The organism is Chelatococcus asaccharovorans (genome assembly GCF_003201475.1).
Classification (GTDB): domain Bacteria; phylum Pseudomonadota; class Alphaproteobacteria; order Rhizobiales; family Beijerinckiaceae; genus Chelatococcus; species Chelatococcus asaccharovorans.
Genome location: NZ_QJJK01000015.1, coordinates 108,101 through 133,100 on the forward strand (window position 1 = coordinate 108,101; position 25,000 = coordinate 133,100).

Here is a 25,000-nt window from a genome sequence, read left to right on the forward strand (position 1 = left end):
CAAATCCGGCTTGGATTGAGTCAGCCGATGCTATCCAAGCCGGTGAATTTGCTCGTTTATTGTGGGAGTGGGAGCCTCTCCGCAAAAGACGGACTTGCTCCAAGCGGTGCGTGGCTACCAATGATTGCCGGCAATCGTCCTGCACAGTCTACGGCGCGGCGCGCGGCGCTTCACCTTGCCCGAAGGTGGAAACAGCCTTCCGGCCAATTGCCATTCCTTCCGCCAAGGGAAGGGCGCAGGGGCAGGCTTTCGCAGGACGCGGGCTTCCCGTAGCGCCGAAAGGCGGTATCCGCGTGAGACGCCGGCTCTCCGAAAGACCAACTCGGACGAAATCGCCGGCCGGCCGATGATGATGCGGGCGTCGCGGCGCCACAGGTGCGGACTGTTCAACGAGGCGTGAGGAGAAACCGGCCATGTCGATCGTCGATGTCATCGTGCCCTGCTACCGCTACGGCCGCTTTCTGGAGCGCTGTGTCGCGAGCATTCTTGATCAGGGACTGGACGATATTCGCATCCTCATCATTGACGACGCCTCCCCGGACGACAGCGCAGCCGCGGCGGCGGCGATCGCCCGGCGCGACCGGCGCGTTTCCGTCATCGTCCATTCGGTCAACCAGGGCCATATCGCCACCTATAACGAGGGCATCGATTGGGTCGAGGCGCCCTATATGCTGCTCGTCAGCGCTGATGATCTTGTGGCCCCCGGCGCGCTGAAACGCGCGATTGCCGTGATGGAGGCATCGCCCGCCGTGGTCCTGACCTTTGGCGGCTGGGCCGAACTCGACACGGGTGTCGACCACCGCCCGCTGTGGTCGGCGCTCGAGGCGCAAATGCTTCACAGGGTGCCGGGCTGGCGCGTGGAGCCCGGCGCGCGTTTCATCCGGAGAACCTGCTCCACAGCCATCAATCCGATCGTAACGGCAACCGCTATCGTACGCAGCGCGGCGCAGAAGGCGGCAGGGCCCTATCGGGACGCGCTGACGCATGCCGGCGACATGGAAATGTGGCTGCGCCTGGCGATGCTCGGAGATGTGGCGGAAACCCACGCCATTCAGGGCATTCGCGGCGTCCATGGCGCGAACATGTCGTTGCATGCCGACGATATCCTTTTGCGCGATTGCCAACAGCGTGAACTGGCCTTCGAGACCTTCTTCTCCGGACCGGGAGCGGCCCTTCCGGATGCTTCGCGTCTGCGGGCATTGGCCTTGCGCAGGCTCGCGGAGCAGGCGTTCTGGACGGGCCAGGCGCAGCGCTGGCGCGGGAATCCGGCAAGTGGCCGTGACCTCGTGCGCTTTGCCTGCCGGCTCCGGCCCTCGCTGCTGGTGGCGCCACCCGTCGGGCATTTCCTGCACGCGCCGCGAGCTGGCCGGCGGCTGGCGGCTCTTCTCGGCGATACAGGATGGGCGCGGGCGCTGCCGTTCAGAACGGCGGCAAAAGCCGGGCGCTCGCCTTCGCCGCCATGAGCCGCAGGCGGCCGATGCCACGCCGGAAGTTGCGATGCAGTGCCGCGGGGCTGTCGCGGTAGGCGACGAGGCTTTGGTCCAGATTGACGAAGCGATAGTACCCGGCACGCATCATCCGGATCCAGAGATCATAGTCCTCCGGCAGGCCGCGCATCGCGCGATATCCGCCGACGGCCTGGAGGCTGTCGCGGTTCAGCAGCACACCGGTGTGATTCATGAACCAGTAGCCCGGCGACCGCACGACGTGGTTCCGGGTGACCCTGCTCGGGTGACGGGTGGTGAAGTGACTCTCGCCGAAAGCCGTGAACTGACAGCCGAGCACATCGGGCGTGGGTCGCGCGTCAAGGTGATCACAATAGGCCGCTACGAGGCCGGGATGAGCCACGTCATCGGAATCGAGCTTGAGCGCGAAGGGCGTGGGACAGGCGTCGAGCGCACGGTTCATTGTTGGCCCGAGTGAAAGGTTGCGTGGATTGCGCAGCACATGGATGAGCGGACTGTCGGCGATCGCGGCGAGATAGGCTTGTGTGTCCGGGCGGTCGCTGCCGTCGTCGATGACGAGGATGTAGGCTGGCCGCCAGATCTGCGCGAGGAGTGAGTCCAGCGCGACATGCAGCATGGACGGGTCGGTATTATACACGGGCACGATGGCCGTGATCGCGCCGGCGACCGGCCGGCCCGCCACCGCCGTCTCGGTCTTGCGGAGATAGTCGCCCACGCTTTCCACCAGGGGGCGCCCTTCCGGAAAATGCGCGAGCTGGCGTGTCCGATCGATGGTGATCGTCGGGAAGGGTTCGACGAGGGCTGTCACACGACACCTCCACGGAAGCGAAGCGCCAGGCGTGTGCGCAGGGTGCCGATCACGCTGCGCGGAGCTGGCAACAGGTCGAGCAGCGGGTGCCGTGTGGCCGCCAACGCGGCCAGCCATCCGAGACCGCTGCCGACGATGGCGCAGGCCAGAGCGAGGGCGCCGGGGTATGGTGTGAAGCCATTGGCAAGCGCGAGGGCGAGGGGGGCCGCACCGGCGCCAGCCGTCACGATGGCGCTGCAACCAAGCCGCGCGACGAGCCCCCGCCAGGAAAAGGGCATATGCCGGCGGATCACGATGAAGCTGACGGCCATCTGCAGCGGCCCGGTGACGAAGAGGCTCGCCGCGACCGCCTCGAGGCTGTGGAACGCCGCCACAGTGACGATGAGCGCCGACGGCGGCAAGACGATGAGGCTCGTCGTCAAGGTGTCCTTGACGCGGCCGAGGGCGACCAGGACGGGATAGGTGAGGAAGGCCGCGAACAGCGAGAGCGAACCGAGCGCCAGCAGCCGGACGACTGGAGCGGCGCCCATCCACGCCGGCCCGAGCACGATCGCGACGACGGGTTCAGCCAGGATGGCGAGCCCCAAGAGGAACGGCCATTGCACGGCCGTGGCCAGCGCTATGCCATGGAGATAGGCGGTGCCGAGCTCCCCTCCGGCGCGCACTTCCCGCGCAAAGGCCGGTAACAGCACGGGTTGAAGCGCCGAGAGGAGGGAGCGTTCCGGCATCTGCACCAGCATCGCGGCGCGGCTGAAGAGGCCGACGGCATCAAAGCCGAGGATGCGCGCCAGTACGAGCTGCGGCCAGGCCAGATACAGATTGTTGAGGAGTGCCGTCGCACTGGCATAGCCCCCGAAGGCAAAGACGTGCCGCCAATCCGCGAGGCCCGGCCGGAACGTCGTCATCGCAGGCCGGCAAGCCAGCGCTGCCGCCAGCGTGGCGGCGGCCCCTGCGACATAGGCCAGGGGAAGGCTGCGATAGCCCAGGCCGGCGATGGCGAGGCTGACCGCCGCCGCGCCGTTCACGCATCCCCCGACCGTGTTGACGAGCGCGATCCTGTCGAAGGCCATCTCGCGGCGCAGAAGCGACAGGATAGGGTTGATGAAGGCGCCCAGCATGAAGCCCGCTGTCGCGATCCGCAGGACGACAGCCAGCCGTGCGTCGCCGTAGAAGGCGGCGATGGGATCCGCCGTCGAAAGGACGAGGCCGATAATGAATGCGGAGAACGCAAAGGTGACGGTGAATGTGGTCCTCACCCCGTCCGCCGTGATCGAATGCGCCTGGATCAGATAGGAGCTCGCGCCGAAATCGCGCAGGATCTCGCCGAGCAGGATGACGGTGCCGCCGATCACAAAGACACCGATCTCGTCGGGGCTCACAAGCCGGGCGAGCGCCGCCGTCACCGCCAGGTTGATGAGGCTGCCGGCATAGCGTTCGACGAACGAGAAGGCGAAGGAGCGGCGCAGCCCTATCATCGACCACCTCAGGACAAGACGTGGTCTTGGAGCCTACGCCAAGTCCAAGGCGCACTGCCCTCATCCGAAGGTGGAGGCCAGGCTACGAAAAAGGGGGGATGGATGATGGCGGGTGTGAGGGTGGACGATGCCCTTTGGCGAGCCTTTACCTCCGACGACCGCCGTGCCTGCCCGCCCCGTCACCTGAAATCCTGAATCGCCGCCGAGGAGGCGATGGGTAACACTGGATGAGCGCCAAAACGGTGCGATCCATGTTGCCCCCGGATAGGCCTGGAGCAATCGGGCTGCGGAGTTCGATATGCCGCTGCACGCCACCCATCTGATGAACGCCTTCCTCCTGGCGATCGTCCTGATCCTGCTGCTCAAGCAAGTCTCAGCGCCGCTCGGATTGATCGACAGGCCGGACAGCCGCAAGCGGCATGACGGTATCGTACCCGTCATCGGCGGCATCGCCATGTTCCTGGCATTCCTGCTCACCGCCTGCCTGGTGGACGGCCTCCTCGAAACGTACTGGCCGCTTCTGACCGGGCTTGCGATCCTCGTCGGCCTCGGCGTCATCGATGATCGCTACAACCTGCGTGCACCATTGCGGCTTGCGGTGCAGATCGCCGCCGCCATCGTCATCGTGGCGCCCGGCAATCATCTCATCACCGATTTGGGCGATGTCATCGGCTCTGGCGCAGTCGCCGGTCAAGGGGGGGCAAGCACGCTGGAACTCGGCATTTTCGCCATGCCCTTCACCCTTATTTTCATCGTCGGCCTGATCAATGCCCTTAACATGATCGACGGGCTCGACGGCCTGGCTGGCGGTGTCGCGGCGTCGGCCTTCTTCTGGCTCGCGGTCGCTGGATATCTCTCCAATAGCGGAAGCATCGCCCTGCCGCTCCTGCTGCTATGCGTGACGGCCGGGTTCCTCATGTTCAACATGCGCCATCCCTGGCAGGCGCGGGCGCGGGTCTTCATGGGCGATGCCGGCTCGACGATGCTCGGCGCGAGCATTGCCTTTCTGACGATCGACGCTGCCACGGGCCCGGCCCGTCTGGTGCCGCTGCCGGCGTGGCTCTGGCTCTGTGCTTTGCCGGCTATTGATACGCTGAGCTTGATCGTTCGACGCCTCATGATCGGCCAGAGCCCGATGGCGAGTGACCGCCGCCATCTCCACCATCTTCTGCTGGAGGCCGGACTGTCGGTACGCGCGGCAACGACCGCCATCCTCATGGTTTCGTTCCTGCTCGGTGGCATCGGGGTTCTCGGCGCCTGGCTCGGCGTTCCCACCCATGTGATGGTTCTCGGCCTCGTGCTGGTGGCGGGCCTGCATGGGGTTTTCGTCGGTCATCAGGAGCACCGGGCAGCGCGGCGCAGCTCCGGCGCGGTCACCCCGGCCGCGGATCCCGTGATATCACCGCCGCCCGTGCGAAAGCGCCTGTCATGAAGCTCGCCTATTTCGGCTTTCCGCATCGCGGTGGCACTTTCACGGTCTATCGGCTTCTGCGCGAAGGGCTCGCGCCACTCGGCACGGAACTTGTGTGGATCGGGGCCGGGGAGGCGGCGCACAAGGCATGGCGCGATCCCGATTTTGCGGCTGAGCATGCGCATGGCTTCGTCACCGGCACGCCCGGCGACGGCGAGGAGGCCAAGGCGCGCGCGCTCGTCAACGCCCTGGAAGCTGGCGGCTTCGACGGCGTGATCGTCAGCGTGCTGGCCGACAGGGCGCAGACCAATGCGGTGCGCTATCTCGCGAAGCCCATCCTGCGCATCATGATCGTTCATAATATAACCCCTGCAACCTATGCCGCCGCGCGCGCCATCCGTGATCATGTGCATGCAACGGTCGGTGTATCGCCGCGTATTCGTGATGATCTCGTCAGATCCTATGGCTTCGATGACAAGCATACCCTGGCCATTCCCAACGGCACCGATCTCGCAGAGCATCTGCCTGCGGCGCGCCCCTTCGCCGCGCACGCGCCGTTGCGGTTGCTCTCGCTGGGGCGGATCGAGGACGTCGCCAAGGGCGTGTTCTGGCTGCCGCAGATTCTCGAAATGCTTCCACCTGAGATCACCTTGACGATCGCCGGCACGGGCCCCGATGCCGAACGCCTGCGCGCGCTCTGCGGGCCGTTGGGCGGGCGCGTGCATTTCACGGGCGAGGTCGGGCCCGATGAGGTCGATGACTTGATGAAGACCCATGACATTCTTCTCGGGCCATCGCGTTTCGAGGGCTTCATGATCACCGCGGTGGAGGCCATGGCGCGTGGCTGCGTGCCCGTCGTCGCGCGGATCCACGGGGTCACCGACGCCATCGTGACCGATGGGGCCGACGGCCTGCTATTCCCGGTGGGCGACTGGCGCGCCGCGGCCGCGGCCGTCATGTGCCTCAACGACGATCGCCCGCTTCTGCACCGGCTTGCTGCGGCAGGGTGCTGGACGGCGCATGAGCGGTTTCGGGCCGATCTGATGGCGTCCCGCTATCACGCGCTGATCCGCCGGCTGGTCCACGATCGCCCTCCCATCGCGAAGCCGCTGGCGTTCGATCACTGGCGCATGGCCCGGGGGCTGAGGCCCGGCCTGCGCAGCTATCTGCCGTTGCCGATCAAGAATGTTCTGCGCGTCCTGCGCGAGCGGGCCGTGTCATGATCGGCGCCCCGCCGGCGCGTCAGGGCGAAGGCTCCCGGCCCCTCGGGGCGGATGGCGCCTACCGGCCGAGCCCGCATAGTCGCGCCAACAAGATCGCCAGGCTCGCCTGGGGGAGCGTGTGGCTCCTGTTGTTCCGGCCGAGCCCCAAGCCGTTCCACGCCTGGCGGCGGATGCTGCTCAGGCTGTTCGGCGCCGAGATCGGCCCCGGCGCGGTCATTCACGCGTCCGCCCGCATATGGGCGCCCTGGAATCTGACGATGGGCACCTGCGCCAGCCTCAGCCATCGTGTCGACTGCTACGCGGTCGATCTCATTGCCATCGGCGACTATGCGACGGTGAGCCAGTACAGCTTCCTGTGCGCGGCGAGCCATGACATCGACGCGCCCGACATGCCGCTCGTGACGGCGCCCATCGTCATCGGCGCCCATGCGTGGGTTGCGGCCGATGCCTTTGTCGGGCCGGGCGTGACGATCGGCGAGGGGGCGGTGGTCGGCGCACGCGCCAGCGTGTTCCGCACCGTGCCGCCGTGGACCGTGGTGGCCGGAAACCCGGCGCGGGCCATCCGCATGCGCCGGCCGGCCGTGGCCGCCGCTGGGGCGACGTGGCATGTCGAGGACAGGAGGCGAGCGACATGAGCATTTCCGTTCTCATCCTGACCCTGAACGAGGAGAACATTCTGCCGGCGTGTCTGGCCTCGGTCGCGTGGAGCGACGATGTCGTTGTGCTCGATTCCTTCAGTACGGATCGCACCGTCGAGATCGCGAAAGCGGCAGGCGCCCGCGTCTATCAACGGACTTACGACAATGAACACACGCAGCATACTTACGGATTGAAGGAAATTCCCTTCAAATACCCCTGGGTATACATTCCTGACGCGGATGAAATAACGCCGCCCGACCTGCGCGACGAGATGCTGGCGGCCGTCGCCGATCCCGACTGCCCGGAAGCGGGGTTCCGTGTGCGCTTCAAGGTCATCTTCATGGGCCAGTGGCTCAAGCATAGCAGCCTTTATCCCACGTGGGTCATGCGCCTCGTCAGGCCGGAAAAGGCGCATTTCGAGCGTGAGATCAACTCGGTCTGCGTCGTCGATGGGCCGGTGGGGCGGCTTCAGGCGCATTTCACCCATTACAGCTTCAACAAGGGGCTCAATGCCTGGTACGAGAAGCACAATCGCTACTCATGGCATGAAGCGCGCGAGTCCCTGATGAGCCTTGAGCGGGGCAGCTTCCGGATGAGCGATCTCTTCAGCCGGGAGGCGCCGCGCCGCCGCCGCGCAATGAAGGAATTGTCCTTCCGCCTGCCATGTCGGCCAACGCTGCGGTTTCTTTACATGTACTTTGTCCGACGTGGGTTTATGGATGGCTGGGCGGGTTATGTCTACTGCCGTCTGCTCGTCGCCTATGAATACATGATCGTGATCAAGATTGCGGAGATCCGTCGCCGTCGTCGCGGGCTGCCGGTGTGAGGGATTGCTGGTCTGAAGATAGGGCTTGGGGGACGTTGCCATGCAGCAGGGCCTGTTCTGTCCCTCCATCAAGGCCGATCGGCCCATGATTGCAGAAAGAGAGCGATGGTCTGTCGCGATTGCCGACCAGGCGAGATTGTCCCGCGGTGCAGGTTCTTCGCGGGGCGCGGGCTTCCTTGTCCTGGCCGCGCTTGCCGTGACGACGATGATCATGGCCCCGGCTTTCGGGCTGCTGGCGGCTGAGCGATTGCTGACGGTGCGTTCCGACCTGGGCCGTGTCGATGCCATCGTCGTGCTGGGCGGGGACGGCCCGCGACGCGCCTATCGAGCCGCATCGCTCTATCGCGCCGGCGTTGCGCCAAATGTCATCATCGCCGGCGATGGGGACTGCACCTTCATTCGACAGATGATGATCGAGAGCGGTGTTCCCTCCGGGGTGATCCGGATGGAATGTCAGTCGCGCAATACGTGGGAGAACGCCCGCTTTTCCTTGCCCATGCTGATTGAGGCGAAGGTGCGCCGTGCCGTCATCGTCACGAGCTGGTTCCACAGCCGGCGCGCTCTCGCCTGTTTTCGGGCCGTGGCGCCGTGGGTCGCCTTTGCATCGGCGCCGGTCGAGCCGGAATGGTCGTCCTGGCGCCTGATGGAGGATCCGGACAGCGGTCGCATCCTCCTCGAATATATGAAGGTCGCCTGGTATATCCTGCGCTACGGCATCGACATCACGGAGTTCGGGAGCGAACATACGCAAAGGGCGAGGCCATGAGCGCCTACAACCAAGCCGGGTGGCAATGGGATAATTGGATCTGGACCGCTATTCTCGCGGTTATCACGGTCGCCATGTTGCTGTCCGCGATGACTCGTCCCGGCAAGATCTATGAATTTCCGTTCCTGGCGGCCGCGATAACCTTCGCCTTCATCCTCCCGCAACTGCCCGGCCTTGCGACGGACCGCTTTCTGCCGGCTGGCGGCTATGCCAAGGCGATCGCCTTCACCGGCCTCTGTCTTGCCATGTGTCAGATGGGTTGGTGGGCCTGCCGCAGGCCCATGCGTCTTGGCGACTGGACTTTTGACGAGCGTCGTCTGCTGATTGCGGCAGGCGTGTTGTCGCTGGTCGGCGCGTCCTTCTACATCCAGCTCAGCCGGTTGCCGCGCGACGTGACGGTGGGCACGACGATCAGCGGGTTGCCCGTGGTGTACCTGTTCTTCTCGCGGATGCTGACCTATGGCCTGGCGCTGGGTCTCATCTGCCTCGCGCGGCGTCCGTCGACATGGGCCTGGGCCATCGTGCTGGGTGGAAGCCTCCTTTATCTCGATCGCATCATCATCACCGGCAAGCGCGGCGAGGCCATGGAGTTCCTGATGCTCGTCGCATTGGCCCTGTGGTTTCACCGGGGTTGGGCGGCGCCCCGCTTCCTCATGCTGACGGGGCTTGTCGCGGGGACCTTGCTGCTGGGCTCGACCCATGACTATCGCGAATTGACGCGGAGTGAAGGTATACCTGACGTTTTGTCGCTATCCCAGATTGATATCGTCGAGAATTTCGAAGAGATTCTGGAAAGAGGTGGGCCTGAGATGCACAATGCGGTCCTGCGCATCGCGGCGACTGACCGCAGCCGGGACTTTGACTACGGCGTATTTCACTGGAATATGCTGGTCTATACCTTTGTCCCCGCGCAGGTTGTCGGTCCCGTTTTGAAGAGTGCGCTGATGATCGAAATGGACCAGCGTTACGATCGGGAATATGATCCGCTGCTCGGAAGTACCGAGACGGGCATGGCCGATGCCTTTTCATCCTTCTGGTATTTCGGCGCCTTGAAGTTCTTCCTGGTCGCCTTTGCCATGCGCGCGATCTACCGCGCCGCCGTGGCCGGCAGCACGGGCGCGGAAATCGTCTATCTCCTGTCGGTGGTGCCGGCGATGCACACGCTGTCCCATTTCACCCAGTGGATCGTATCCGCCTGGGTGCAACTCGCGATCTTCCTCCTGCCGGCCTTGCTCTATGCACGCCAGCGGCGCGATGACGTCTCGCGGGATCGAATGTCGGCTGTGGCGCCGAAGGATTACCAGATATCAACGCAGCCGGGTCTCACGCCGCCCCTGCAGATCCACTCATAGACGGCCGAAAAGTCCTCTGCCACGGCTGGCCAGCTGAAATGCGCCGTGACCAGCGCGCGGCCGGCATGGCCCATGGCCGCGAGCCGTGACGGCGGCCAGGAGGCGAGATCGGCAAGGCCTGCGGTCAGGCTGTCGATGTCGGGCATCACCGCGATGCCGGCGCCATGAGCGATGCCCTCCGGCAGGTTGCATTGCGGCGTCATCAATACCGGCAGGCCGTGCTGCCAGGCTTCCAGGATGGCCATCGGCAAGCCCTCGCTCACCGAGGGCAGGATGAAGGCATCCGAGGCGGCGAAGGTCGCGTCCTTCGCCGTGTCGTGCTGCGGGCCGATGAAATGCACGCTGGAGCCGAGACCAAGATCGGCCGTGAGCGACCGCAGGCCGGCGACATAGCCGTCGGCGCCCCAGCCGGCGATCACGAGATGCCAGGCCGAGGCCCGCGTCCCGGCGCGCTGCTTGAAGGCGCTCCAGGCGCGGATCAGGTTCGTCAGCCCCTTCTTCGGCGTCAGCCGCCCGAGAAAGAGAAGCACGCGCGCATCGGCAGGCAGAGCCTTGCGCCAGAGCGGACGATCTGCCGCGCCGTGCGTCGGGGCGGTGACGCCGTTGCGGATCACGCAGACGGGGTTGCGCAGGCCGAAAGCGCGGATCGCTTCCAGTTCCGCGTCGCAAAGCGCGTGGATGCAGGCGGCGTCGGTGAGATGCGCGCGCTCATAGAGCCGCGCGGCGATCTCCTTCTTCCAGCCGCTGTTGGCGAGCGCCCAGGGGTCGAGCATGCCATGCGGGCTCACGATGTAGGGCGCATGCCGCGCGGCCCCCCATCGCCTGGCCGCCACCGAGGGGTACATCCAGAGGCCGTGGACGTGGAGCACATCGAGATCGGCAGTGGCCATCGCGGCGGACAGGCCGGGCGCATAGCCAAAACTGCGCGGCCCCCTGGTTTGGGACAGCGTGACCGGCAGCGCGCCCCAGCCGCCGAGCCTGCGGCTCCCGTCGCCACCGGCAAGGGAGAAGACTTCGACGCGGTGGGACATGGGTCGCGCGTGCAAAGCCAGGCCGAGCGCCTGGACGCAAGCGGCGACCCCCCCGGCCGTTGGCGCAATGGAACCGAGCAGCATGCCCACCTTCAGCGCGGCTGGCGCGGGCAGTGGCGCGGCGGGGGCCGGGGAGACCATGCTGCCGATGTCGATCGATGAGGCGCTCATGGTGGCTCCCTGGATGCGGGCCGCCCCGCGTGGAGCGCGCGGGCCTGGACGAGCGCCGATCGGAGGCGCTCGCCGTATTGGGCGAGGTCATGCTCGGCAGCCCGCATGCCGGCCTCGCGGGCCATTTCATGGCGCAGCCGGGGATTACCGGCGAGGTTCAGCAGCGCGGCAACGATCGCATCGACATCGCGGATCGGCACGATCGAGCCGTCGCGACCGTCGCGCACGACGCTGCCGGCATTCGGTGTGGTCACGACGGGCAGACCCGCCGCGAGCGCCTCGTAGGTGGCTGTCGCGGAGCCCTCGCAGATCGAGGGCAGCAGGAACACGTCAGCCCAGGCGTAGTGGCGCTGGATCTCGCTGCGCGGAACCGCCCCCACCAGCTCGACATCTCGCGCCAGGGCCTGTCTGGCGGCAGGCGTCAGAGGGCAGGGGCCGACCATGCGGAAGGTCATGCGCCCCTTAAGCTGCCGCGCCGCCTCGCGCACATAGGGCGACCCCTTGCGCAGGCCGATCCCGCCGACCGTCAGCACGCGCAGGGGGCCGCCGTGCGGCGGGCGCGGCGGCAGGGCGTAGCGCTGATCGACGCCATAGGGCACGACGATGGTCCGCGCGGCATCGCCCCCGGTGGCGATCACGGCATCGCGCACAAAGGCCGAGCCGCAGATCACGAGGTCTGCCGCTCCCCATTCCGCAATCTCCTGCGCGGCGAATTGCGCGGCGAGGCGGTTCGCGGCGGCTGGCGCCTGCCAGTCGGGAAAGCGCGCCTCTTCCTCCGCGATCAGCCGTTCGACGATGCCACGCGGCGCAATGATCTGTTCCACGACGGTCCAGAGGCCCGCCGCGCGGGCGGCCTTGAGGACATCGAGGCTTTCGCCCGAGAAGGCATAAAGCCCGGCTGCATCGCCGAAACCTTGGGCCGTGACGCGGCGCGCCAGCATGCGCCCGCCCCACAGGGCGGCTGCCGTCTCGCGTTCGGGCGTTCGCGCCGCAAGGCGGCGGAGCGCGAGGGCGAGGCCAAATCCCGGAAAGCTCGTCAGGAGGCGCGGATCGATATCGCCCGGCACACGGCCGCCCAGGCGCCGAACTGCGCCGGGCAACAGGCGATGCGGCAGATGCCCCAGGAGGCGCGGCCAGCCCTGGACGCCCGTGATATCCGTATAGAGCCGCGCCAGCTCGCCCTGCGCGGCCAGCATGCGTGGCACGGCATAATGCATCCGTGCGCCGAGCTGGACGACGGCGACGGGTCCGATCCGGTCGCGCGTGCTGCCTTGCCTTGTGCCGTGAAGGCTCTCTGCGGGGCGACGCATCGGCAGCCCTTCGCCTTTTCCCTGCGTTTCGCCGCGCGCAGGCGCGGCCTGCAGCGGGGGCGCGCTCATGTCGGCATACCGCGCGACAATGTCGGCGCACCCACATCCGTGCGCGCCGGCGCCAGCGTGTCGATCAGCTGTCGCCATTCGGCGATGCCGCGCGTCTCGCTGAAGTGTTCATCGTAGACTTGGCGTGCGTTGGCGCCCCATTCGCGCCTGCGCTCGGGCGATTGCGCGAGGTCGAGCACGGCGCGCGCGAGCCCGTCGACATCCCCGATGGCGACCGATGCGCCACATTGTGCGCGTGCGAGGGCGCGAGCAATCTCCCCATCGGTGTCGCCGACGAACAGCGTGGGCCGGCCGGCCGCCGCGATGCCGTAGAACTTGCTCGGCACGATATAAGGCTCCATGGGCGGCAGCAGGCTGACGAGATGGACGTCGGGAAGGCCGAGGCATTCCGCAAGCCGCTCCCGCGGCTGCAGCGGCTTGAACATCACGTTGGCAAGGCCGCGCCGGGCCGCCTCCGCCTCGACGGCGGCACGCCGATAGCCGCCACCGACAAACAGGAACACGATGTCGTCACGCGTTTTCAGCCGCTCCGCCGTGGCCAGCACCGTGTCGAACTCATGCGCGCGGCCGAGATTGCCGGAATAGCCGACGACGCATTTGCCGGTGAGGCCCCATTCCTGCCTGAGCGCGCCCTCTCCAGGCGCGATCGGCCGGATGGCCTCGCCGTCGGACCAATGGTGGATGATGGCGAGGCTCGAGACGGGTATGCCGCGATCGGCGAGATGCATCGCCATCCGCGCGATGGGGACGACATTGCGATGGGCCGCCTTGAGCGAAAGATCCCGCAGCCAGAGGGCGGCCCGGGTCGTGAGCCCTTCGCGGCCGAGCACGCCGAGGTCCATGGCGATTTCGGGGAAGAGATCGAGAATCCAGTTGACCATGATGCCGCCCTTCAGGCGCACCGCCGCCATCGCGGTGACGGACAGCATGGGCGGATCCGTGCAGATGATGGCGACATCGCCGCGCCGGACATGTTTGAGGAGGGCGGTGAAGACGCTCATGTGGAAGGTGGCGTAGTCGAGCATGCGGCCGATCAACCGGTCGCGGCCAAAACGCGTGGTGGGGAGGCGGTGGATGCGCACTGCGCCGATCTCGCCGTCCGGCGGCAGCGTATGGCTTGCGTCGTTGTGGACCCCCCGGCTTGCCAGGATATGGACACCGTCAATGGCCGCCGCTGCGGGACGTCCGGCGGGGCCCTGTGCGATCCCCTGTGCGAGGCTGGTCGCGATGCGGCTCGTTGCCGACTCGTCGGGGAAGAAATAGCGGTTGGCCAGGATGATCTGCATGGGCGATGCCTCCGCGCTCCCGGGCGCTTTGTCGGCGGAGCGCGGGATGAACGCGCTTTCGGGTACCGCTGATTGTCCTCGCCCGCGAGGGGCCCCGACAAGGCGTGCAAAAGAGGTACGGCCGCATCGCGCTACCACAGCCGTCTACGCCTCACGGGTAACGATACAGCCTCATAGTCACTGCGGCCCATAACGCTTTTCCCGGGGCCTGATCCGTCGCATTCGGAGGCTCCCTCGCGGTCCCGTTCAGCCTAGCTTGTGCCGTTGGGTGCCGCGGCAGGGTCGGCGCGCAGACGGGGAGACGAGCCGATGGCGATCGCCAATGTCGAACTGGGAGACGGAGTGAGGATATTCCAGCCGGATCTCGTCAATCTCTACGGCTGCCATATCGGAGCCGGGACGCGGATCGGCCCCTTCGTGGAAATCCAGAAAGGCGCGATCATCGGCGCCCGCTGCAAGATCTCCTCCCATTCCTTCATATGCGAAGGCGTGACCATCGAGGACGAGGTCATGATTGCCCACGGTGTGATGTTCACCAATGGTCTCTATCCCCGGGCGACCACCGACGCAGGCGTCTTGCAGACCGAGGACGACTGGGACCTCGTCAGAACGCTGGTGCGCCGGCGTGCCTCCATCGGTTCGAACGCCACGATCGTCTGTGGCATCACGATCGGCGAGGGCGCTCTCGTCGGGGCCGGCGCGGTGGTGACGCGCGACGTGCCGGACCACGCCATCGTCGTCGGCGTTCCCGCCCGCGTCATCGGTGATGTGCGCAGGCGGGAGCGCACCGCCCCCCGTGATTGGCGCAGAGGAGCCCGCGCGGCCCGCTCGTCGGGGAGGCTCGCATGACCAATCGGCAGCAGCGTGAACCGAAGGCGCCATCCCGTGCCTGTCTTGGCGTCGGTGTCATCGGCTACGGCTACTGGGGGCCGAATATCGCGCGCAGTATCGCGACCACCGAAGGGTGCCATGTTGCTGCGATCGGCGATGCCTCCGACGATGCCCTTGCCCGCGCCGGCCGCATGTATCCGGGTGCACATCTCTGGAAGAACTGGCGGGACGTCATCGCCGACCCTTCTGTCGACGCGGTCGCGGTGGTAACGCCCGTCCGTCAGCATTATGAGATGGCGCTTGCTGCCCTGCGGGCCGGCAAACATGTGCTGGTCGAAAAGCCGATGACCGAGACCTCGGCGCAGGGTGCGGCGCTCATCGAGGAGGCCGACCGTCGCAATCTCATTCTGATGGTCGATCACACCTTCGTCTATACGGGCGCCGTGCAGAAAATCCGGGATCTTGTCGTGCAGGGGATCGTCGGTGAGGTCTATTACTACGATTCAACCCGCATCAATCTTGGGCTCTTCCAGAGCGACGTCAATGTCATCTGGGATCTTGCAGTCCATGACCTCTCGATCATCGATTTCTTGCTTGATGATGTGCCCGTGGCCATCTCGGCCTGCGGCGCCGACCATCTGCATGGCAACCGCGAGAACATGGCGCATATCGTGCTCTATTTTTCGAGCGGCACGATCGCCCATCTCAATGTCAATTGGCTTGCCCCGGTCAAGGTGCGGCGCACGCTGATCGGCGGCAGCCAGCGCATGATCGTCTATGACGATCTGGAGCCGAGCGAGAAGGTCAAGGTCTACGATCGCGGCGTGGACATCAGGCTCGCACAGGAGCGGATCCACGAAGCGCGCGTGTCGTACCGGATCGGCGACATGTGGGCTCCGCAGACCTCGGTGAAGGAGGCGCTCGTCACCGAGATCGAGCATTTCGTCGACTGCGTCGCCAACAATCGCGTCCCGCTGACGAGCGGCGCGGTCGGGCTCAATATCGTCTCCTATCTCGAATATGCGACGCAATCCCTCAATCAGCGGGGACATCCCGTCGAACTCGCGCCGCTGAGGAGGGTGTCATGATCCCGCTCCTCGACCTCAAGGCGCAATACGCGACGATTGCCGCCGAGCTCGAAAATGCCGCCTTGGCCGTGCTGCGCAGCGGCGGCTATGTGCTCGGCTCCCCTGTCGCAGACTTCGAGCGCAACTTTGCCGCCTATTGCGGCGTCGCGGAAGCGGTCGGCGTCAGCAGCGGCACCGCAGCGCTCCATCTCGCGCTCGAAGCGGCAGGCGTCGGTGCCGGTCATGAAGTGATCACGACGCCTCTCACCTTTGTCGCGACGGTCGCCGCCATCGCATATTGCGGCGCGCGGCCCGTGCTCGTCGACGTTGACGCGGAGAGCCTGACCCTCGATCCGGCGCGGATCGAGGCGGCGATCACACCCCGCACGCGCGCCATCATGCCCATTCATCTGCATGGGCGGCTCGCTGACATGGAGGCCATCGGCGCCATTGCCCGGCGGCATGGTTTGCTCGTCATCGAGGATGCAGCGCAGGCCCATGGCGCGGAGAGGGATGGTCGCCGCGCCGGGGCGTTCGGGGATATTGGCTGCTTCAGCTTCTATCCCGGCAAGAATCTCGGCGCCTGCGGCGAAGGTGGCGCCATCGTCACCAAGCGTGCCGATCTCGCGGAGGCCGTGCGTTGCCTGCGCGACTGGGGGCAGGCGGGCAAATACAATCATATCCGCAAGGGCTACAATTTTCGGCTCGACGCGATCCAGGCCGCGCTGCTCGACGTGAAGCTCCGCCATCTCTCGCATTGGACCGAGGAACGCCGCCGTATCGCGGACGCCTATCATCGCGGGCTAGCCTCCTCGGACGTTGGGCTCCCCGCTCAGGCCGGCCGCGACCATGTCCACCATGTCTTCGCGATCCGCGCGCCGGCGCGCGACGCATTGGCGGCGGCTCTGCGGCCAGACGGTGTGGCGACGGGTATCCACTATCCCCGTCCCGTGCATCTGCAGCCGGCCTATGCCGATCTCGGCTATCGCGAAGGGGACTTCCCCGTCGCCGAGGCGGCCGCGCGGGAGACGCTTTCGCTGCCGATCTATCCCGAGCTCACGCCCGATCAGGTCGACCATGTCATTGCCGCAGTCCGTCGCGCCTGCGCGGCGTCCAGGTCGCCCGCGCGCGCCGACCGCAGCCGCAGCAGCCAATGGCGCGAGGATGCCGGCCCTGCCGATTCCCTGGCTTTTCGTTCCCCTCACATTCCGGATGGCGCTCCGATCATCGATGAGGTTTGCGATGCACGACGTTCCGCATGATACGCCCAATGACACGCCCAACGGCGTGACCCAATGCCTGTCCGAGGCCTGCAAGGTCCTGGCCGGTCACCGCATGCTCGTCACAGGTGGCGCCGGCTTCGTCGGCTCGCACATCGTCGACGCGCTCCTGAAGGTCGGTTGCAGCGAGGTCGTCGTCATCGACAACATGATCCGCGGGCGCCCGGAGAATCTGGCCGCGGCGCTCGCATCCGGCCGCGTGCGGCTGATCGAGGGGGATATCCGCGATCGCGCCCTGATGGCGAGCCTCTTGTCCGGTATCGACACGGTCTTTCACCAGGCGGCCCTGCGCATCACCCATTGCGCGGCGGAGCCGCGGCTCGCCATGGAAGTGATGGTCGATGCGACCTTCGATCTTATCGAGCGTTGCCGGCAGATGGGCATCCGCAAGATCGTCATGGCATCATCTGCCTCTGTGTATGGGATGGCGGAGACTTTCCCGACAACCGAGCGGCAGCATCCCTATGGCAACCGCACGCTCTATGGCGCGGCCAAGGCCTTCGGTGAAGGAATGCTGCGGTCCTTCCACGACATGTACGGGCTCGATTATGTCGCCTTGCGCTATTTCAACGTCTATGGACCGCGCATGGATATCCACGGCCGCTACACCGAGGTGCTGATCCGCTGGATGGAGCGGCTCGCGGCGGGAGAGCCACCGGTCATCTTCGGCTCCGGCCTGCAGTCGATGGACATGGTGCATGTCCGCGACGTCGCCCGCGCCAATCTCCTGGCTGCAGCCTCGGATGCAACGGACATCGCCCTGAATGTCGGGACGGGCCGGGAAACATCCCTGCTCGAACTCGCCGCGGTTCTGGCGGCTGTGATGCGGCAGTCGGATCTCACGGCGGTCCACGAGGCGGAGCGCGCGGTCAATCCCGTTCCGCGGCGCCTCGCCGATACCACCGCGGCCCGTCAGGCGATCGGCTTCTCGGCCCATGTGCCACTGGCGCAAGGCATGCGGGAACTGGTGAACTGGTGGCAGGAGCAGCCGGAATGCGCATCTCTGGCTGCCGCGCGCGCCCATATGGCCATGTCCGCCATGCCGGCGTGGCGGGCGGAGATCGTGACATGATCCCGCTCGCCGTCCCCATGGTGGGGGCTGCGGAGGCGGAGGCCGCGGCCGGTGTCGTGCTGTCGGGGTGGCTCACGCAGGGACCCGAAGTCGCGGCCTTCGAGGCCGAATTCGCGGCCCTCGTCGGGGCTCCCCATGCCTGCGCCGTGTCCAACTGCACGGTGGCGCTGCATCTCGCGCTGCTGGCGCTGGGCGTGGGGCAGGGGGACGAAGTCGTCACGGTCAGCCACACCTTCATCGCGTCCGCCAACGCGATCCGGCAATGCGGGGCGACGCCGGTCTTCGTGGACATCCTCCCCGGGACTTTCACGATGGATCCCGGCGCCGTGGCCGCGGCCATCACGCCGCGCACGCGGGCCATTCTGTGCGTGCACCAGATGGGCATGCCCTGTGATCTCGCCGCGCTCCTGCCGATTGCCCGGGCCCACGGCCTGCCGCTGATCGAGGACGCGGCCTGCGCCATCGGCTCGGAGATCCATCTTGACGGCCGCTGGCAGCGCATCGGTGCGCCCCACGGCGACATTGCCTGCTTCTCGCTTCACCCGCGCAAGGTCCTGACGGTGGGCGACGGCGGCGTCATCACGACGCGCAATCTCGAATGGGACCGGCTGTTCCGGCTGTGGCGCCAGCACGGCATGAGCGTGCCCGATGCCGCGCGCCATCAGAGCACGCGGGTGGTCGTGGAGGATTATCCAACGACCGGCTTCAACTACCGCCTGACCGATGTCCAGGCGGCGATCGGCCGCCAGCAATTGAAGCGCCTGCCCTGGATCATCGAGCGGCGGCGGGACCTCGCAGACAACTATCGCGCGCTTCTCGCCGGCATCCCCGGCGTGCGACCGCCCGAGGAGCCCCCCTGGGCGCGATCCAACTGGCAGAGCTACTGCGTCCGTCTGCCGCGCGGCAGCGATCAGCGCGCGGTCATGCAGGCGATGCTCGACCGCCAGATCGCCACACGCCGCGGCATCATGTGCATCCATATGGAACCCGCCTATGCGGACCTGCCGCAGCGCGCGCCGCTGCCGGCCTCCGAACAGGCGCGCGATCAAAGCCTGCTTCTGCCCCTGTTCCCGCAGATGACCGCGGAGATGCAGGCGGAGGTGGTGACCTCGCTGCGGGAGGTGTTGTTATGAACGGCTTTCATCCGCCGCAATCTGCCCCTGCAATCAACGCCGCGAGGCTGGCGGACACGGTGCTGGCTCCGCGCCACGCCACGCCTCCGATCCGATCCGCGACGACCTTCGCGGGCAAGCCCGGCTCCGAGTTCCTCCCGGCGCGGCTCGTCGCGCTCATGCAGCAGGCGATTGCGGCGACAGGGCTCGATCTCACGGGCCTCACGGTTTTGACGGAGGCGGCGACAGGCGCCTACGCGGTCACGCCCGTCATCGCGGCCATGGCCGGGGCCGAGGAAGTCTATGCGGTCGCGCGCCCGAGCCGCCATGGCTCTGTCGGCGTCGCCCATGCGAGCGTCGAGGCGCTCGCCCAGGCTGCCGGCGTTGCGGGGCGGATCTCGCTGCTCGCGCATGTGCCGGAGGATCGGCTCGGCGCGATCGATATCGTCACCAACAGCGGGCATCTGCGGCCGCTTGGCGCGCGCCTCATCAAGCGGCTGCCGCCGGAGGCGGTGGTCGCGCTGATGTTCGAGGCCTGGGAGTTCCGGCCGGAGGATATCGCGCTCGCGGCTTGCCGATCCCGCGGCATCCCGGTGGTCGGTGTCAACGAGCGGCATCCGTCTATCGACGTCTTCTCCTTCCTGGGGCCACTCGCGGCTGCGCTGCTGCGCGAGTCGGGCGTGGCGCTGGCAGGGAGCCGGGTTGCCGTGATCTGCGATAATCCATTCGGCCTTTATATCCTGCAGGGACTGGCCGACGCCGATAGCTTCGCTTGGCTCTTCCCGGACACAAGCGCCATGTTCGCCGCCGATTGGGATGCGGTCGTCGTCGCGCTGCAACCGTCCTCGTCGATGCGGATCGACGCGCATGAGGCGCGCCGCATCGCAGCCATGGCGCCGGAAGCCTGTATTGCGCAGGTGTGGGGCGATATCGATCGCGCCGCCTTCGCCGAGGCCGGGGGTACAGTCTGGCCGCTTCAGGCCCCCCGTCCCGGGCACATGGGCATTCTTCTCAGCGCATTGGGACCGGAGCCCATCGTGCGGCTGCAGACCGGCGGCCTGCGTGCCGCCGAATGGATCCGGCGCGGAGGGGCCGCCCTGCCGGGTGGTTTCGCCCAAATGGTGTGACGGGATGGCATGTTCGCGTGACGACAGCCGTCATCGATCGCAAGAACCGCAAGCGTCCAGAAGATATTGATTCGTGTCTCCGAGGTGGTCGGCAAGCCGCTGCCACCTTGGATTACATTGTTATTTTAACAATTCGATATTGAATATTGGGACGATTGATTTTAGGCGGCTCTTTCGCTCTTGCATTGCGCCCGATCGGGCCGCGGATCAGCCCTGCGAATACAATTCCGCGCTCTCATGATGCGATCGGGAGCGTTTCCACTTTCCCCCCGCGTCTATCTGGATTATTGACGTCGCCCTGTGCAAACGCGCATATCCCGCAAGACGCTTTTCGTCTTTTGTGACCAAGCTGGCGTCGCGCCGGGCAACCTGCGCGCCGGATATGTCATTAACACATACAAATTATGTGATTTTTTATTTTTATGTTCTAGTTTATGTAAATTACCGAGGCCTTCTCCCCATCAGGGACGAGAGGGTTTTCGCGGTGGCGGGGAGAGGGATGTGACGGATGTCCGTCGGCGCCTTCGGTCCGTTGCGAGAGGCTTGAGGAGCGGCGCATCGCGGACCGGACCGGGTGCGCGGCGGCTTACGGTGTTCGGTCTGTGAACGGCCCGTTCGGGGCCTTCGGGATCGGGTGAAGGACGGATTGAGAACGGGCGATGGAATGCCTATCTCACGCAGTGCAGCATGACGGGATGCGACGGAGACGATGAGCAATTTCTTTGAGGAAGAGGTTCTTTCGGTTCAGCATTGGACACCGACGCTGTTCAGCTTCACCACGACGCGGGACTCCGGTTTCCGGTTCCTCAATGGCCAGTTCGTGATGATCGGGCTGCCGGTGAATGGCAAGCCGCTGTTGCGCGCCTATTCCATCGCCAGCGCCAATTATGAGGAGAGCCTGGAATTCTACTCCATCAAGGTGCCGGAGGGCCCGCTCACCTCGCGCCTCCAGCATCTGAAGCCGGGCGATCGCATCATCGTCGGCCGCAAGCCGACGGGCACGCTGGTGCAGGACAATCTCTTGCCCGGTCGCAATCTCTACCTCCTCGCCACCGGAACGGGTCTCGCGCCTTTCCTCAGCGTGATCAAGGATCCGGAAAGCTATCAACGCTTCGAGCGCGTGGTGCTGGTGCACGGTTGCCGCTATGTGGCGGAGCTCGCGTTCCAGGATCGCATCCTGAATGAACTGCCGGGCGATGAATTCCTCGGCGAGGACGTGACGGCGAAACTGCTCTACTATCCGACGGTGACCCGCGAGCCCTTCCGCAACCAGGGGCGCATCACGGCGCTGCTCGAAGCGGGCAAGCTTGAGGCAGACCTCGGCTTGGCGCCGCTCGACCCGCAGCATGACCGCGTCATGATCTGCGGCAGCCCGGAGATGCTGGCGGATTTGAAGCGGTTTCTCGACGGCCGCGGCTTTATCGAGGGCAATCACGGCGAGCCCGGGCAGTATGTGATCGAGAAGGCCTTCGCCCAGAAGTAGGCCGCCATGCCCGCCTCATCGACCGGACGCGCTGGATAAAATAAACGCCGCAGGCGGTGATGGCGCGTCATTGGCCAGACCGGCGGATTGTCTGCCTCTCCCGACAGAGTTCCTTTACGGTCCTCCCTTATTCCTTGTGCTTGTCGCGCATGCTCCCAAGGGTCTCGCCTGGCGGCATGATCGCGGTTCAAGCTTCGTGCCGGCTGGCGGCTGTTTGGCGCGTTCCATACCGCAGGCCGGTCACGAGGCAACTTCTTTCACCCCCCGTGTGTAAGGAGGATGCGTACGGTGAGTAAGCGAATGATCGCGGACCAAGGGCCTGCTGGCGTTCAGATCAGGGGCCTCCTGTGCTTCCTCCTGAACGGGGGAGGCCAGAGATGACCATCCAACTGCCGGTCCAATCACTCGTGCGTTCGATGCCAGCCGAGGTCGCGGTCACGCCGTCGCGGCGCATCACCGTATTGGGCGCCGGCCATATCGGGACAACCATTGCGACGATGCTCGCAGGCGCCGGCCATGCGGTGACGCTTGCCGACGCCAGCGGGGCGCAGCTGGCGCTGGTGCATGGCAAAAGCCTCAGGCGCACGCGCCTCGACGCCGCCGACAGGAGCGCCCTGCTGCGCCATCTGAACAATCAGGACATTGTCGTCAGCGCCTTGCCCTACAGCCTCAACAGGGGCATTGCCCAGGCGGCCGTGGAGACGGGCACGCATTATTTCGACCTCACGGAGGATGTGGCGACCACGGCCTTCATCCGCGCGCTCGCCGTGGATTCGCCCGTCGCCATGATGCCGCAATGCGGTCTGGCGCCCGGCTTCATCTGCGTGCTTGGTGCGGAGATGGCCCAGCGCTTCGAGCATCTGCACAGCTTGCGCATGCGCGTCGGCGCCTTGCCCCGCTATCCGACCAACGCCCTGCGCTACAACGTGACCTGGTCGATCGACGGTCTCATCAACGAATATTGCAACCCCTGCGAGATCATTCACGCCGGGCAGGTCACGCGCGTGCCGGCGCTCGAAGGACTAGAGCAGGTATTGATCGACGGCGTCGCCTACGAGGCCTTCAACACCTCCGGCGGGCTCGGCACGCTGACCGAGACGCTGGCGGGCCAGGTCGACGACATGTCCTACAAGACGCTGCGCTATCCCGGTCATGCCGAGATCATGAAGCTTCTGTTGCAGGGGCTGGCGCTGGCCGAGGACCGGCCGACGCTGCGCCGTATTCTCGAACGCGCCGCCCCGTTCACGCCCAATGACGTGGTGGTCATCTTCGTGACCGGTATCGGCGAACGCCGGGGCCGGATGGAAGAGGACAGCATCATCCTGCGCTATGAGAGCACGGCCGAGCTCGGCGCGATCCAGCTCACCACTGCCGCCGGTTGCGTCGCCATGATCGAGCTGTTCCTGACTGGCCGGCTGCCGGCACGCGGCTTCCTGAAGCAGGAGGATGCGCGGCTTGAGGACTATCTTGGCACGGTGGCCGGGCAGTTGCTTCTGCAGAAGGCGCGCGGCTCGGAGACGCACTGAGCCGACGTCAGATTGATCGGAAAGCGCCTCACGACGGGCTGTTCGCCGGGGCAATGGGGTCGGACATCGGCGGGACGGCCCTTGTTGCGTTATAGCCGAGCCACAAGGCCAAGGCCCAGAACGGCAGGACGTACAGGGCCACGCGCGTATCCTCGTCGAGGGCGAGGAATAGCGACACGAGGCCCAGAAAGGCGAGCACGGCCCAGTTCATATAGGGAGCGCCGGGCATGCGGAAGGCGACAGCCTGAACATGGCCATCCGCGACCGCCTGGCGCCACCGCAGGTGCGTCCACATGATCATGCCCCAGGTCCAGATGCCGCCGATGGTGCTGATGCTGGTGATCCAAATGAACACGCGGCCCGGCACGAGATAATTGAGCAAGACGCCGATCAGCATGATCGATGCGGAGAACGTGATGGCTGTTGCCGGTACATGCTTGGCGCTCAACCGCCCGAATGCCGCCGGCGCCTGGCCGTTCTGGGCGAGTGCGTGCAGCATGCGACCCGTGGAAAACAGGCCGCTGTTGCAGGACGAGGCGGCCGAGCTGATGACGACGAGGTAGACGATCGTGGTGGCCGACGGAATGCCGCTTCTCGCGAAGACTTCGACGAAGGGGCTTTGATCCGGAGCGAATTCTGTCCAGGGGATCAGGGTCATGATGACGGCCAGCGAGCCGATGTAGAAGAACAGGATCCGCCATATGACGCTATTGACCGCGCGGGGTAGCGTGCGCCGGGGATCCGCCGCTTCGCCCGAGGTGACACCGATGATTTCTATGCCTTGAAACGCGAACATAACCAGTTGCAGCGTGATCGCAAATCCCAACACGCCCTGCGGGAAAAAGCCTCCATCGCTCCAGAGATTGGCAAGCTGAGCCTGTTGCTTCAGCGGCCCGAAGCCAAAAACCAGGGCCGCGATCCCGATGGCGATCAACGCCAGGATGGTCACGATCTTGATGATCGCAAACCAGAATTCGAACTCTCCGAATATCCGAACGGTGAGACGGTTGGCAGCATAGAGAAGGCCCAGCGTGATGAGCGCGGGAAGCCATTGTGGCACGTCCGGATACCAGTAACGCACGAACAGCGCGATGGCGGTGATCTCTGCCATACCCATCGTCACCCACACGAAGCAATAGGACCAGCCCGTGACATAGCCGGCCCAGCGACCAACGAATTCGTTGGCGTGGCTTGCGAAGGCGCCGGAGACGGGCCGGTGCATGATGAGTTCGCCGAGCGCACGCATGATGAAATAGATGGCGCAACCCGCGAGGGCATAGGCGGCGAGGAGGCCAGGGCCGTTCTTGGCGATGGCGCGCCCGGAGCCGAGAAAAAGACCCACTCCGATCACCCCGCCGAGGGAGATCAGTTTGATATGCCGCGGCTTGAGGCCACGTGTATAGGCCGGCTCGCCGTTCTGCGCTGCGCGCATCGATCGTCTCCCGCAAAGGATAGGGCGCGAGATCTCTCGATAGGTGAAACCGCTTGGGGCCGACAGGTAAACGGGGGTGTCGCTTATGTAGATCGTATGGCGAACGGTGCCGGAGCATCCTGCGCACGGGCGAGAATGGTCTTGCGTGGCTCAGCTGCTCAATATTTTTAAACTTCGAGCGTTGTCTCTCCAATTTTTACATCGAATTTGCATGGATGAATGCGAGAAAGCATTAGC

21 protein-coding genes are annotated in these 25,000 nt (G+C 65.7%); 15 read left to right on the forward strand and 6 right to left on the reverse strand.

The window, feature by feature from the left end:
• Positions 1-413 precede the first annotated feature (413 nt).
• Entirely contained in the window at positions 414-1,463 is a 1,050-nt protein-coding gene (locus C7450_RS28490; protein WP_110377884.1) for a glycosyltransferase family A protein, read from the forward strand.
• Here C7450_RS28490 and C7450_RS28495 read toward each other — a convergent pair.
• On the reverse strand, positions 1,420-2,274 hold the full coding sequence (locus C7450_RS28495; protein ID WP_170147491.1) for a glycosyltransferase: 855 nt from the start codon (positions 2,272-2,274) through the stop codon (positions 1,420-1,422). The two genes, C7450_RS28490 and C7450_RS28495, sit on opposite strands and share 44 nt — an antisense overlap.
• Positions 2,271-3,749, reverse strand: coding sequence for an oligosaccharide flippase family protein (locus C7450_RS28500; RefSeq protein WP_110377886.1), 1,479 nt, complete (start codon positions 3,747-3,749; stop codon positions 2,271-2,273). Before C7450_RS28500 ends, C7450_RS28495 begins: the two co-directional genes overlap by 4 nt.
• A 298-nt stretch (positions 3,750-4,047) precedes the next feature.
• Here C7450_RS28500 and C7450_RS28505 point away from each other — a divergent pair, with 298 nt between their 5' ends.
• The 6 genes from C7450_RS28505 to C7450_RS28530 are packed head-to-tail and all read left to right on the forward strand — an operon-like array spanning position 4,048 to position 9,966.
• Complete coding sequence (locus C7450_RS28505; RefSeq protein ID WP_110377887.1) at positions 4,048-5,181, forward strand: MraY family glycosyltransferase; 1,134 nt, start codon at positions 4,048-4,050, stop codon at positions 5,179-5,181.
• Complete coding sequence (locus C7450_RS28510; RefSeq protein ID WP_110377888.1) at positions 5,178-6,383, forward strand: glycosyltransferase family 4 protein; 1,206 nt, start codon at positions 5,178-5,180, stop codon at positions 6,381-6,383. Before C7450_RS28505 ends, C7450_RS28510 begins: the two co-directional genes overlap by 4 nt.
• Positions 6,380-7,018, forward strand: a complete 639-nt coding sequence (locus tag C7450_RS28515) for an LbetaH domain-containing protein (protein WP_110377889.1) — start codon at positions 6,380-6,382, stop codon at positions 7,016-7,018. Before C7450_RS28510 ends, C7450_RS28515 begins: the two co-directional genes overlap by 4 nt.
• Positions 7,015-7,848 (forward strand): glycosyltransferase family 2 protein, encoded by an 834-nt coding sequence (locus tag C7450_RS28520; RefSeq protein ID WP_110377890.1) that lies wholly within the window; start codon positions 7,015-7,017, stop codon positions 7,846-7,848. The genes C7450_RS28515 and C7450_RS28520 overlap by 4 nt, the downstream gene beginning before the upstream one ends.
• 40 nt (positions 7,849-7,888) lie before the next feature.
• Positions 7,889-8,614: a YdcF family protein gene (locus C7450_RS28525; RefSeq protein WP_110377891.1), complete on the forward strand. Its 726-nt coding sequence runs from the start codon at positions 7,889-7,891 to the stop codon at positions 8,612-8,614.
• Positions 8,611-9,966 (forward strand): O-antigen polymerase, encoded by a 1,356-nt coding sequence (locus C7450_RS28530; protein WP_110377892.1) that lies wholly within the window; start codon positions 8,611-8,613, stop codon positions 9,964-9,966. Before C7450_RS28525 ends, C7450_RS28530 begins: the two co-directional genes overlap by 4 nt.
• On the opposite strand, the gene C7450_RS28535 is transcribed toward C7450_RS28530, so the two are convergent.
• The 3 genes from C7450_RS28535 to C7450_RS28545 form a co-directional block, all read right to left on the reverse strand.
• Positions 9,912-11,168: a glycosyltransferase gene (locus C7450_RS28535; RefSeq protein ID WP_110377893.1), complete on the reverse strand. Its 1,257-nt coding sequence runs from the start codon at positions 11,166-11,168 to the stop codon at positions 9,912-9,914. The genes C7450_RS28530 and C7450_RS28535 overlap by 55 nt on opposite strands.
• The gene (locus C7450_RS28540; RefSeq protein WP_110377919.1) at positions 11,165-12,385 is read right to left on the reverse strand and encodes a glycosyltransferase family 4 protein; all 1,221 of its coding nucleotides are present in this window, start codon (positions 12,383-12,385) and stop codon (positions 11,165-11,167) included. Before C7450_RS28540 ends, C7450_RS28535 begins: the two co-directional genes overlap by 4 nt.
• Before the next feature lie 158 nt (positions 12,386-12,543).
• A complete protein-coding gene (locus C7450_RS28545; protein ID WP_110377894.1) occupies positions 12,544-13,833 on the reverse strand; it encodes a glycosyltransferase family 4 protein in 1,290 nt (429 codons plus the stop codon).
• A gap of 309 nt (positions 13,834-14,142) precedes the next feature.
• Between C7450_RS28545 and C7450_RS28550 the strand changes: the two genes are divergently transcribed.
• From C7450_RS28550 to C7450_RS28585, 8 genes are all read left to right on the forward strand, one after another.
• Positions 14,143-14,682: an acyltransferase gene (locus C7450_RS28550; protein ID WP_110377895.1), complete on the forward strand. Its 540-nt coding sequence runs from the start codon at positions 14,143-14,145 to the stop codon at positions 14,680-14,682.
• Entirely contained in the window at positions 14,679-15,752 is a 1,074-nt protein-coding gene (locus tag C7450_RS28555; RefSeq protein ID WP_110377896.1) for a Gfo/Idh/MocA family protein, read from the forward strand. The genes C7450_RS28550 and C7450_RS28555 overlap by 4 nt, the downstream gene beginning before the upstream one ends.
• Positions 15,749-16,993, forward strand: a complete 1,245-nt coding sequence (locus tag C7450_RS28560) for a DegT/DnrJ/EryC1/StrS family aminotransferase (protein WP_110377897.1) — start codon at positions 15,749-15,751, stop codon at positions 16,991-16,993. The genes C7450_RS28555 and C7450_RS28560 overlap by 4 nt, the downstream gene beginning before the upstream one ends.
• 58 nt (positions 16,994-17,051) lie before the next feature.
• Positions 17,052-18,083, forward strand: coding sequence for an NAD-dependent epimerase/dehydratase family protein (locus tag C7450_RS28565; protein ID WP_210206565.1), 1,032 nt, complete (start codon positions 17,052-17,054; stop codon positions 18,081-18,083).
• Positions 18,080-19,216, forward strand: coding sequence for a DegT/DnrJ/EryC1/StrS family aminotransferase (locus C7450_RS28570; RefSeq protein WP_110377899.1), 1,137 nt, complete (start codon positions 18,080-18,082; stop codon positions 19,214-19,216). The genes C7450_RS28565 and C7450_RS28570 overlap by 4 nt, the downstream gene beginning before the upstream one ends.
• Entirely contained in the window at positions 19,213-20,322 is a 1,110-nt protein-coding gene (locus tag C7450_RS28575) for a hypothetical protein (RefSeq protein WP_245450176.1), read from the forward strand. Before C7450_RS28570 ends, C7450_RS28575 begins: the two co-directional genes overlap by 4 nt.
• 709 nt (positions 20,323-21,031) lie before the next feature.
• Positions 21,032-21,805 (forward strand): ferredoxin--NADP reductase, encoded by a 774-nt coding sequence (locus C7450_RS28580; protein ID WP_110377900.1) that lies wholly within the window; start codon positions 21,032-21,034, stop codon positions 21,803-21,805.
• 377 nt (positions 21,806-22,182) lie between these two features.
• The gene (locus C7450_RS28585) at positions 22,183-23,331 is read left to right on the forward strand and encodes a saccharopine dehydrogenase family protein (protein WP_342588556.1); all 1,149 of its coding nucleotides are present in this window, start codon (positions 22,183-22,185) and stop codon (positions 23,329-23,331) included.
• Between the two features lie 28 nt (positions 23,332-23,359).
• On the opposite strand, the gene C7450_RS28590 is transcribed toward C7450_RS28585, so the two are convergent.
• Positions 23,360-24,763, reverse strand: a complete 1,404-nt coding sequence (locus tag C7450_RS28590; protein ID WP_110377901.1) for an amino acid permease — start codon at positions 24,761-24,763, stop codon at positions 23,360-23,362.
• Between the last annotated feature and the right edge of the window lie 237 nt (positions 24,764-25,000).